Source organism: Cnuibacter physcomitrellae (assembly GCF_014640535.1).
Taxonomy (GTDB): Bacteria; Actinomycetota; Actinomycetes; order Actinomycetales; family Microbacteriaceae; genus Cnuibacter; species Cnuibacter physcomitrellae.
On the sequence record NZ_BMHD01000001.1, the window covers coordinates 993003 to 1005067 of the forward strand.

Below are 12065 nucleotides of genomic sequence, written 5' to 3' on the forward strand. Positions count from 1 at the left end.
GACACCTCGGCTCCCTAGCGTCGGCGACGTTTGTCCCCAGCAGGGGTCACGCCCGGTCCGGCGTGCGAAGCGCCGACCGTCACGACCACCGACATCGAGAGCTGCACCGCATGCCATCACCGACCCGAAGGGCGTTCGCCGCCCTGCTCGCCGGAGCCACCGGCCTTACCCTGGGAACGGGAGCCGTCGTCGCGGCGCCCGCCGCCGTCGCGGCCCCCGTCCCCGCCGCGGCCCCCGTCCCCGCCGTCCCCCCGCTCGTCGTCACCGAGATCGACCCCGACAACGTCGGGGACGACCACTACGAGTTCTTCGAGCTCGCCAACACGACGGACGCGGACATCGACCTGACCGCGTCGGGCCTGTCGCTGACGTACATCTACGCCGACGGCGACGACCGCGCGAAGGACAAGGCTCTCACCGTTCCCGCCGGCAGCGTCGTCCCGGCTCACGGCGCCGCGGTGGTCTGGCTGCAGTACGCGTCGGGCAAGGTGGACTCGTTCTCGAAGACCGACGACGACTTCCGGGCGCACTTCCCGGAGGGCGCCGAGGACTATCCGATCATCCATGCCACCGGGCAGGCCGGGATGGCCAACGGCGGCGACCGAGGCATCCGCGTCATCGACGGCTCAGGCGCGGCCATCAGCTGGTCGTTCTACCCGACGGGCTCGGTGGGAGCGGACCTGAGCGCGCACTTCGCGCTCCCCGCCGATCCGACCGCACCGTCGATGCGAGTGCTGACCGCGCAGGCGGAGGCGACGCCCGGCGTCGTCGACCCCGCCGCGCTCCAGCGCCCCGGCGACACGGCCCCCGGCCCCGACCCCGACCCCGAGCCGACGGACCCCGGCGAGCCCGCACCCGGCCCTCAGCCCGACCCCACGCTGGTCACGGCGCCGCTGCAGGTCAGCGAGCTCCTCCCCGACTCCGCCAACGTCGGCACCGGCGACGGCTACGAGTTCATCGAGGTGTACAACGCCACGAGCGAACCGGTCGACTTCGGCGACTACACCATCCGGTACCTCTACCCGCTGGAGGACCTCACCAACAGCCAGACCGCGCTCTGGCCCGCCCAGCCCTCTAACCCGGTCATCCCGGCGGGCGGGACGCTGGTGCTCTGGGTGAAGAACGGCGCCAACGACGCGCTCACCGCGGCGGACTTCAACGCGAAGTTCGGCACGTCGCTCACCGCGGGGACGGACCTCGTCGAGATCCACTCCGCGGGCATGGCCAACGGCAGCCCCCGTGGCATCGAGGTCATCACCAACACCGGCTTCAGCGTCAACCGGGCCTACTACAACCTCGCCGGCGCCGACGACACCGTGGCCGACCAGGGCATCCAGTACGCCGTCGACGGAGCGGACACCACGCGTCAGCGCCTCGGCGGGCTCGCCCCGGCATCGCCCGGCGCCGTGAGCGCCGACCAGGTGCCCACCGGACTCATGCTCCCGGCGCATGACACGGCCGCGCCGACCATCACCGACACCACCGCCTCGACGATCACGCCGGACGTCCCCTTCCGCTTCGCGTTCTCGGTGACCGACGACACGCAGGTGCGCACCGTGACCCTCCGCTGGAAGACGAACGTCGACGCCGGGTTCCGCTCGGTCAACCTCACCTCGGACGGCTCGGACGGGTACTCGTTCACCGTCCCCGCCGCCGATCTGACCGGCGCGCGCTCGGTGGACTACCAGGTCACGGCCTCCGACGGCCGGTCGCTCTCCTCGACCGAGGTCGTGCACCTCCCGGTCGACGGCGCCGACGCCTCGCCGCTGCGGCTCAACGTGACCGACGGGCAGTTCGTGGCGGGGCAGACGCGGCTCGCCGCGGCGACCGACGACGCCTCCGACCCCGTGACGCTGAGCGTCGACGGCACGCCCGTGCCGACCACGGCCTCGCTCGAGTCCGAGCCGGTGTTCGCGTTCGACGCGAGCGGCGTCAACGTCTTCTTCAAGAACGGCGTGCGGATCGGCGACGACGTCCTGCGCATCTTCGACGACGGCATCCCGGAGGGCTACGAGACGATCGCGACCTCCGTGCCGCTGTCGTACGTCACGCAGGGGCAGGAGCTCGTGGTGAGCGTCTGGGCGGGCACGAAGGCCGCACCCGTCATCGATCCGAACGAGAACAACGACGACTTCACCATCAAGAACCTGCGGCTCGTGCTCCCCGACGGCCGGACGCTCACCCCGGTGGGCTACGACGACCCGTCGACGGTGCTGCAGATGGGCGACTCGACCGGGAAGCTCGACTACTACGACGCGCGCTTCGTGCTGCCGGACGACGCCTTCGCCGCGAAGGCCGCCCTCTGGGACACCACGACCGTCGCGGACGGTCCGCACACCGTCCGCGCCAGCGCGACCGGGTCGGAGGTCTCCGCGTCGGTCTCGGTCGACAACACCGCGCCGGTCATCACGACGGAGGCCGTCGACGGCACCGAGTACCGCGGCGGGTTCACGCTCGACGCCTCCGTGACGGATGCGGGGTCGGGCGTGGCGTCCTCCGACGCGACGCTGGACGGGTCGCGGATCGTCCTCCCCTACGCCACCTCCTCGGTGACGCTGGCCTCGGGGACGCACTCGTTCGTCGTGACGGCGAAGGATGCGCTCGGCAACACCGCGACCCGCACCGTCTCGTTCACGACGCCCGACGAGCAGCCCGGGACGGAGCTCGTCTCCCCCGTCGACGGCGCGATCGTCGGCTCCCACGACGTCGACCTCACGGCGACGCCGACCGACCCCTCGGGCGACGTGCTCGACGTCGACGTCGCGAAGGGCTACCGCCTCGACCCCGTCGACGCCGAGGTGTCGAGCTGGAAGGGCGCCACGCAGATCGCCGCGGGCACGGACCGCAGCGACCGCACGGCCATCACCGGCGAGGAGCTGGCCGCGATGACCGGCGTCGACGGCATCGACTCGTCGGTGTCGAGCGACACGGCGTTCCCGTACGAGATGTTCGACGTGACCGTCCCGGCCGATGCGGGCGACGACTTCCAGGCCCGCCTGGCGTGGTCGGGGTCGGCCAACGCGAACGCCAAGGTGCTGATGTACGTGCTGAACACCGCATCCGGCTCGTGGGAGGAGGTGGACCGTCACGTCACCGCATCCGGCACGGCGCCCGAGTCGTTCGACCTCGGCGCGACGGTGCCCGCCGCCGATCACGTGGCCGACGGTGTGATCACGGTGCTCGTGCAGCACTCCGAGGGCTTCACCTCGGGCGACCTCTCGGCGCGCTCGTCGGACGTGACGCCGTACCATCCGGACGCGACCCCGCGCTCGGACTACGACTTCACCCTCGCGTGGGAGACGGACACCCAGTACTACAACGCGAACCCGGAGTACTACCAGCACCAGCTCGACATCCACGACTTCGTCCTCGACCAGCGCGACGACCTCAACCTGCAGTACCTCTTCCACACGGGCGACATCGTCGACGACTCGACGATCGAGGACCAGTGGCTGCGGGCGGACGCCGCGTACGACGAGCTGGACGCCGCGGGCCTGCCCTACGGCGTGCTGGCGGGCAACCACGACGTCGGCCACAAGGAGGACGACTACTCGCACTACTCGCAGTGGTTCGGCGCCTCGCGGTACGCGTCGAACCCCTGGTACGGCGACAGCTACCTCGACAACCGCGGGCACTACGACCTGTTCTCCGCCGGCGGCATCGACTTCATGGTCGTGTCGATGGGATGGGGTCCGGGCGACGCGGAGATCGCCTGGATGAACGACGTCATCGCCCAGTACCCGGAGCGGAAGGTGATCCTCAACCTGCACGAGTTCATGCTCACCACGGGCGGCCTCGGCGACATCCCGCAGCGCATCCAGGACGAGGTCGTGGCGACGAACGCGAACGTGATGATGGTCATGTCCGGCCACTACCACGACGCCTTCACCCGGACGGATGCGTTCGACGACGACGGGGACGGCGTCGCCGAGCGCACCGTGTACTCGATGCTGTTCGACTACCAGGGCCTCGCGGAGGGCGGCCTCGGCTACCTGCGCCTGCTCCACTTCGACGACGCGACCGGCACCATCACGGTCCGGACGTACTCGCCGTCGCTCGACGACTTCGACTCCGACGACCCGACGCTCGACATGCAGAACCAGGAGTTCACCATGTCATACGACACGCTCGGCATCACGCCTGCGACGAAGGAGCTGTCGACGGAGGCGTTCAGCGCCGACATCCTGACGACCGACGTCATCGGATCGCTCGAGGACGTCGCCAGCGGCACGACCGTGACCGTGCCCTGGACCGGCCTCGCGAACGGCCCGCACGGATGGTACGTGCGGACCGAGGACCCCTACGGCGCGATCGACCTCTCGGCGGTGCGGACGTTCACCGTGGCCGCGGTCGACGAGCCGGGGAACCCCGGCGGCCCGGGCACCCCGGGTGAGCCCGGCACGCCCGGTGGGCCCGGCACGCCCGGTGGGCCCGGCACGCCCGGCCAGCCCGAGGATCCGTCCGACTCCGACAGCGGGGACGGCGCGGGAGCCGACGCGGGGGCCGGGGTGACCGCCCCGACCGGCGCGGGCTCCGGTGCGGCGCAGGACGGCCTCGCCGCGACCGGCGCGGCGCCCCTGCTCGGCGGCGCGGCCGCCGCGCTGCTGCTCGCGCTCGGCACCGTGGCGCTCGTGCTGCGCCGCCGCCGCGCGCACTAGCGGCGGGACGGCACGGGGGCGGGACCGCATCCGCGGCCTCGCCCCCGTCGCCATGCCACCGCGCCGTCGCCATGCCACCGCGCCGTCGCCGGGACAGACGGGCGCGGATGCGGAAGACTGTACGAGGGCGCGCGAGGAGCGGGCCCGAAGACGGCACGGAGGAAGAATGACCGAACAGGGCAAGGCCAACATCGGTGTGGTGGGAATGGCGGTGATGGGCTCGAACCTCGCCCGGAACCTGGCCAGCCGCGAGGGCAACACGGTGGCGGTGTACAACCGCTCCCCTGAGCGCACCCGCAAGCTGGTGTCGGAGCATCCGGAGGCGGGGTTCCTCGCGTCGGAGTCCGTCGACGACTTCGTCGCGTCGCTGTCGAAGCCGCGCACCGCGATCATCATGGTCCAGGCCGGCGCGGGCACGGACGCGGTCATCGCCGAGCTGGCCGACCGCTTCGAGCCCGGCGACATCATCGTCGACGGCGGGAACGCGAACTTCCACGACACCATCCGCCGCGAGAAGGACGTCTCGGCCCGCGGCATCCACTTCGTCGGCACCGGCATCTCCGGCGGCGAGGAGGGCGCCCTGAACGGACCCTCGATCATGCCCGGCGGCACCGCCGAGGCCTACGAGACCCTCGGCCCCATCCTCGCCTCGATCGCGGCGGTCGCCGAGGGCGAGCCGTGCGTGACCCACATCGGCACCGACGGCGCAGGCCACTTCGTCAAGATGGTGCACAACGGCATCGAGTACGCCGACATGCAGCTCATCGCCGAGGCCTACGACCTGCTCCGCACGCTCACCAAGCGCGAGCCCGCCGAGCTGGCCGAGGTGTTCGAGACCTGGAACTCGGGCGACCTCGAGTCGTACCTCATCGAGATCACCGCCGAGGTGCTGAAGCAGGTCGACGCGAAGACCGGCAAGCCGTTCGTCGACATCGTCCTCGACCAGGCCGGGGCCAAGGGCACCGGCGCGTGGACCGTGCAGAACGCCCTCGACCTGGGCACCCCGGTCGGCGGCATCGCCGAGGCCGTGTTCGCGCGCTCACTGTCGTCGCACCCGGAGCAGCGCGAGGCCGTGCAGAAGACGATCCAGTCGCGCCCCGACGTCGTCGAGGTGGACGTCGACTCGTTCGCCGACGACATCCGCGCCGCGCTCTACGCGTCGAAGGTGGTCGCCTACGCGCAGGGCTTCGACGAGATCATCGCCGGAGCGAAGCAGTACGGCTGGGAGATCGACAAGGGAGCGGTGGCGAAGATCTGGCGGGCGGGCTGCATCATCCGCGCCCAGTTCCTCAACCGCATCGTCGAGGCGTACGAGAACGACCCCGACATCACGTCGCTCCTCGAGGACCCGTACTTCGCCAAGGCCGTCGCCGAGGGCGAGGCCGCCTGGCGGCGCGTGGTCTCGACCGCCGCCCTGTCGGGTGTGCCGATCCCCGGGTTCAGCTCGGCGCTGTCGTACTACGACGGCCTCGCGTCGAAGCGCCTGCCCGCCGCCCTCATCCAGGGTCAGCGCGACTTCTTCGGCGCGCACACCTACAAGCGCGTCGACGAGCCCGGCGTGTTCCACACGCTCTGGTCGGGCGACCGCTCGGAGATCGAGACCGAGCCCAGCACGCACTAGAAACCCGTTTCGCCATACCAGCGCTGTTTCGCCACGTCGATCGACATGGCGAAACAGCCTGAGTATGGCGGAACGTGAAGGCTAGGCGGGGACGTCCTCGGCCTGCTCGGCCTTCACGCGCTGGCCGACGACGGCCGAGACGCCGTCCTGGCGCATCGAGACGCCGTAGAGGGCGTCGGCGATCTCCATGGTGCGCTTCTGGTGCGTGATCACGATGAGCTGCGACGACTCGCGCAGGTCCTCGAACGTGGTGAGCAGGCGGCCGAGGTTCGCGTCGTCGAGGGCCGCCTCCACCTCGTCCATGATGTAGAACGGGCTGGGCCGGGCCTTGAAGATGGCCATGAGCAGCGCCACCGCGGCGAGCGAGCGCTCGCCGCCCGAGAGCAGCGAGAGGCGCTCGATCTTCTTCCCGGCGGGCTTCACGCTCACCTCGATGCCGGTCGTGAGCATGTCGCCCGGATCGGTCAGCGTGATCGAGCCGGTGCCGCCCGGGAAGAGCACCGGGAACACCTCCGAGAACGCCTGCTGGGTGTCGGCGAACGCGCTCTCGAAGATCGTCTGCATCCGCTCGTCGATCTCCTCGATGATCGTGAGGAGGTCCTTGCGGGTGTTCGTGAGGTCGGTGAGCTGCTCGGTGAGGAAGCGGTGGCGCTGCTCGAGCGCCTCGAACTCCTCCAGCGCCAGCGGGTTCACCCGGCCCAGCTCGGCGAGCTTGCGCTCGGCCTTCGCGAGGCGCTGCTGCTGCTCGGCGCGCACGAAGGGCCGGCCGGGTGCCGGGGCCTCCTCGGTGTCGTCGGATGCGTCGCCGCCCGATGCGTCGAGGCCGCGGTCGTCGTCCTCGTCGTGCTCGCCGTCGGATGCGTCGGGGCCGTCGGATGCGCGGGGCGCGTCCTCCGCCTCCCTCGACTCGTCGTCGCTGCCGCTCGCGGACGGCGCCGGCAGCGGCGCGTCGTCGTCGGGAACCGGCTGGTCGGGACCGTACTCGGCGATGAGCACGTCCTCCACGAGGCCGAGCTCGGAGCCGACACGCTCGAGGAGGCTCGAGAGGTGGAGCTTCTTCTCGTAGATCTGCAGCTCGAGGCCGTGCACGTTCTCGGTGATCTCCTGCAGCCGGCGCCGCAGAGCGGCCTCGTCGCGGCGCAGCGCCGTGAGCTCCTCGTTCTGCTCGGCCCGCTCGGCCTCGCGCCGGGCCAGCAGCAGGCGTGCCTCGTCGACCGAGCGGTCGACCGACTCCAGCACCGCGGGCAGCGCCTCCACCACCGCGGTCGCCGCCTCCATCTGCCGCCGCCGGATCACCGCACGACGGGCGGCGGCCTCCGCGGCCGCCCGCTCCGACTCGAGCTGCTTCTCGAGGGCGGCGGCGCGCAGCTGCTCGGCGCGCACCCGCTCCCGCGCCGTCTCGACGCCGAGCCGCGCCTCCACCTCGTGCTCGCGCGCCCGCTCGAGCTCGGCGAGGAGCCCGTCGCGCGAGCTCACGTCGAGGATCGGCCGCGGTCGCGCCCGCAGCTCGTCGAGCTCGGCGCGCGCCTTCTCGGCCCCCGCCTCCGCCGAGGACACGGTGTCCTGCGCCAGCTTCAGCGAGCGGGCGAGCCGCTCGAGCTCGCCCTCGGACGCCTCCGCCTGCGCGCGGAGCCGGCTGAGCTTCTCGGTCCGGGACGCCAGCTGCGAGTCGTGCTCGCGCAGCGACGCGAGCGCCGCCTGCGACTGCTCCTTCGCCACCTGCAGCACACCGCGCTGCTCGGCGAGCGCGAAGCGGGCGCGCTCGATGAGCGACAGCCGCTCCTCCAGCAGGGCGGCGGCGGAGTCGCGCTCGGCGATGAGCTCGATGCGGGAGCGCGTCGCGCCGGAGCCGCCGCGCAGCACGTACCTGGTCAGCACGTCGCCGTCGCGCGACACCATCGTGAGAGCCGGTCCGATCTCGCGGCTGAGCTCCTCCCATGAGTCGCGGCCGGCCGCCAGGTCGTCGGCGACCACGACGGCGTCGAGGATGCCGGCGATGCCGGCCGGCCCGTCGACGACCCGGGTGGCCGCGGTGAGACCGGCAGGCGAGCCGAGGCCCTCCAGGGCGGCGGCCGCGCGGGATCCCCCGGCCGCGGCCGACTCCTCTCCGGCGTCCGAGGCGTCGTCCGGCGAACCGATCACGATCTCGACCCGGCCCATGTCCGACTCGGCGGCCGCGGCGACCGCATCGACCGCATCCGACGTGGAGGTCGCGAGCACCGCATCCGCCAACGGCCCGAGCGCGGCGGCGATCGCCGCCTCGAAGCCGGGCGACACCTTCACGTGGTCGGCCACCAGACCGCGGATGCCCGTGAGCCCGGCGGCGACGAGATCGGCCGAGCCGTCGCGCTGGTCGAGCGCCATCGACAGGGCGCTCGAGCGGGCGGCGAGGGCGTCGCGCTCGCGCTCGTGGGTGTGGAGCTCGTCGCGCAGGCGGTCGATCTCGCCCTCGGCCTCGAACACCGCGGCCTGCGCGAACTCGTAGGCCTCGTCGAGGTCGGTGTCGTTCTCCTCCGCCTCGGCCTGCTGCTCCTCGGCCTGCGCGAACTCGGCGCGCACCCCCTGGGCGCGGGTCGTGGCGGCGTCGAGGGCGTTCTGCTGGCGCAGCACCTCACCGCGCACGGCGGCGAGCCGGGAGTGGGCCGACTCGAGCTGGCCGGTGAGCTTGGAGAGCTCGAGGTCGTGCTTCGACACGAGCGACGACTGGTACGCGATCTGCTCGTCGAGCGAGTCGAGGGCGGCACGGGCGGAGGCGGTGGCGGCCTGGGCGTCGCGGTGCGCCTGCTCGGAGGTGCCCACGAGCGCCGCCAGCCGCTCGGCCTCCTCGCGCGACTCGGCGACCATGCCGGGGGTGACGCCCGGCTGCATCTCGGGCACGGACGCCTCGCCGCCGAGCAGCGCCAGCCGCTGGTGGGCGAGGTTGGAGAGGTTGCGCAGCCGCTGCTGCGCGCTCTCGAGGCCGAAGCTGACCTGGCGGGCGGAGTCGACGGCGTCGCCGACCTGCGCGGCCTCGATGCGGGCGATGCGGAGCGTGAACTGCTCGAGCCGCTCCTGCAGCACGATCCGCTCGGAGTGGCGCTCGCTCTCGGTGCGCGAGTGCGCGTCGAGAGCACGCCGGAGCTCGACGACCTCGTCGGCGAGCAGTCGTGCTCGCGCGTCGCGCACGATCGCCGCGATGCCCTGCGCCTGCTTCGCGATCTCCGCCTGTCGGCCGAGCGGCCGCAGCTGTCTGCGGATCTCGCCCGCGAGATCGCTGAGGCGCGTGAGGTTGGCCTGCATCGCCTCGAGCTTGCGCTGCGTCTTCTCCTTGCGGCGACGGTGCTTGAGGATGCCCGCCGCCTCCTCGATGAAGCCGCGACGACCTTCGGGGGTGGCGTGCAGCACCGCATCCAGCTGACCCTGGCCGACGATGACGTGCATCTCACGGCCGAGACCGGAGTCGCTCAGCAGCTCCTGGAGGTCGAGGAGCCGACAGCTCTCGCCGTTGATGGCGTACTCGCTGCCGCCGTTGCGGAAGAGCGTGCGGCTGATCGTCACCTCGGTGTAGTCGATGGGGAGCGCCCCGTCGGCGTTGTCGATCGTGAGCGTGACCTCGGCGCGGCCGAGCGGACCCTTCGTCGCCGTCCCGGCGAAGATGACGTCCTCCATCTTGCCGCCGCGGAGGGTCTTGGCGCCCTGCTCCCCCATCACCCAGGCGAGGGCGTCGACGACGTTGCTCTTGCCCGACCCGTTCGGGCCGACCACGCACGTGACGCCGGGCTCGAACTGGAAGGTCGTGGGGTTGGCGAAGGACTTGAACCCCTTGAGGGTCAAGCTCTTCAGGTACACGGCACGCCTCTCTACGCTCCGGGTCGGATGCGTGCCACTACGGTACCCGAGACGCGCCCGCCCGCCGCGTGGCCTCGCCGCGCGGGTGCGCGTGCGCTGCGCGGGCGTGGGCGCGTGTGCGTGCGCTTCGCGGGCGTGCGTGCGCTGCGTGCCCGCGCGGGCGGGCGCGTCGGTGGGTCCGGTGTTCGCGGGGCGAGCGCGCGGGTGTGCGTGCGGGCGGGGCTGCTTGGGCGTGGATGTGGCAGTCGTGGTGGGCTCGGCGCGCGGGAGGGCACCACGACTGCCACATCCGCTCGAGCCCCATCGGGGGCGGAGCGCCCTGATCGGCTCGGCGAGCGCCCGCAGCCGGGTGCTTGCCCGCGTGCATCCAGCACCAAGACGGCGTGGATGCGGCAGTCATGGTGGGCTCGGCGCGCGGGAGGGCACCACGAGTGCCACATCCGCTCGAGCCCCATCCGGGGCGGAGCATACGAACCGGACCCCTGAGCGACGAGCGAGCCCTGTCCGGATGCGCGACCGAGTGCGCCCGGATCGGGGCAGCACGCCCCGGGCGCGGTGGCAGAATCGAGGAATGGCCCTCGCTCCGCTCGTCTCCCCCGGGCCCGAGCTCTCCCGAGCCGAGCTGCTGCGCTACGCCCGGCAGATGGCGCTCCCGCAGATCGGTCTCGAAGGACAGCGTCGGCTGAAGAACAGCCGCGTCGTGGTGCTGGGCGCCGGCGGGCTCGGCTCGCCCGTGCTGCTCTACCTCGCGGCGGCCGGCGTCGGCACGATCGGGGTGGTCGACCGCGACACTGTCGACGTGTCGAACCTGCATCGGCAGGTCCTGCATCCGGATGCGGCTGTGGGCGAGCGCAAGGTCGCCTCCGCCGCCGAGCAGCTGCGGCGACTGAACCCGCACATCGAGGTGATCGAGCACGACGTCGAGATCACCCCGGAGACCGTGCTCGACCTCGTGTCGGAGTACGACGTGGTCGTCGACGGCACCGACACCTTCGACGTGCAGATCATCGCCGACGCAGCCTGCGCGCTCGTGGGCAAGCCCTACGTCTGGGGCTCGGTGCTGCGGTTCGACGGTCAGGCGACCGTCTTCTGGTCGCAGGCGCCCGGCGGCGCGGCACGCACGCTGTCCGATCTCTACCCCGACCTCGAGCGCCGGGGAGCGGACGCTGACGAGACCTGCGCGATCGCGGGCGTCCTCGGTCCCCTGTGCGCCACGGTCGGCGGCATCCTCGCGTCGGAGACCCTCAAGCTCCTCGGCGGATACGGCGAGCCGCTGCTCGGCCGCCTCCTCGTCGTCGATGCCCTCGACGGCACGACGACCGAGGTGCCGTTCGGCACGGCCGAGCCCGCGACGCCCCGGGTGGCGAACGTGGGCCGCCCCTACGACCCGTTCATCGACGGACCCACCGCGGGCGGCTCCCCCGGGCCTGCCGCGCGACCACGCAACGAGAGGAACACCATGCAGGACGACGCCTCCACCGACTCGGTCTCGGTCTCCGAGCTCGACTCGCTCCTCCAGGCCCGCGCCCGCGGAGAGGCGGACTTCGTGCTCGTCGACGTGCGCGAGCCGCACGAGCACGAGCTCGTCTCGATCGACGGCTCGGTGCTCGTGCCTCTCGGCGGGATCCTCTCCCCCGAGGCGCGCGAGGCCGTCCCCGCCGACGCCACCGTGATCGTGCACTGCCACCACGACGGACGGTCGCAGCGCGCCGCGCAGGCCCTCCGCCAGTCCGGCTACGACGACGTCCGCTTCGTGCGCGGCGGCATCGACGCGTGGGTCGCCGAGATCGAGCCCGAGAAGCCCCGCTACTGACGTCCGCGCCGCCGGCGGAGGGACGGCGCGGGTTTCGCCCGCTGAGAGCCGCTTCGAGGCCCCCTCGGGCATGAGAGCGCGTGGAGCGGGCGCAACCCGCAGAAGCCGCGCCGCCTGCCCGCCGTCGACTGCAGCAGGACGCGAT

Annotated in this window: 4 protein-coding genes; 3 read left to right on the forward strand and 1 reads right to left on the reverse strand. The window is 72.2% G+C overall.

All coding sequences use genetic code 11. The annotated features are described in order from the left end of the window. Positions 1-110: 110 nt before the first annotated feature. Complete coding sequence (locus IEX69_RS04690; protein ID WP_085019940.1) at positions 111-4658, forward strand: lamin tail domain-containing protein; 4548 nt, start codon at positions 111-113, stop codon at positions 4656-4658. 166 nt (positions 4659-4824) lie between these two features. Beyond that, complete coding sequence (gene gnd, locus IEX69_RS04695) at positions 4825-6279, forward strand: NADP-dependent phosphogluconate dehydrogenase (RefSeq protein WP_085019941.1); 1455 nt, start codon at positions 4825-4827, stop codon at positions 6277-6279. Between the two features lie 81 nt (positions 6280-6360). Here the strand turns inward: gnd and IEX69_RS04700 are convergent, their stop codons facing one another. Next, the gene (locus IEX69_RS04700) at positions 6361-10107 is read right to left on the reverse strand and encodes an AAA family ATPase (protein ID WP_085019942.1); all 3747 of its coding nucleotides are present in this window, start codon (positions 10105-10107) and stop codon (positions 6361-6363) included. Positions 10108-10678: 571 nt separating this feature from the next. Between IEX69_RS04700 and IEX69_RS04705 the strand changes: the two genes are divergently transcribed. After that, positions 10679-11920 (forward strand): ThiF family adenylyltransferase, encoded by a 1242-nt coding sequence (locus IEX69_RS04705; protein WP_085019943.1) that lies wholly within the window; start codon positions 10679-10681, stop codon positions 11918-11920. The last annotated feature ends 145 nt before the right edge of the window (positions 11921-12065 follow it).

What these genes read in the sequence shown, in the direction of transcription:
- IEX69_RS04705 (WP_085019943.1), top strand. Translation starts at nt 10,679, where the DNA reads ATGGCCCTCGCTCCGCTCGTCTCCCCCGGGCCCGAGCTCTCCCGAGCC.
- gnd (WP_085019941.1), top strand. Translation starts at nt 4,825, where the DNA reads ATGACCGAACAGGGCAAGGCCAACATCGGTGTGGTGGGAATGGCGGTG.
- IEX69_RS04690 (WP_085019940.1), top strand. Translation starts at nt 111, where the DNA reads ATGCCATCACCGACCCGAAGGGCGTTCGCCGCCCTGCTCGCCGGAGCC.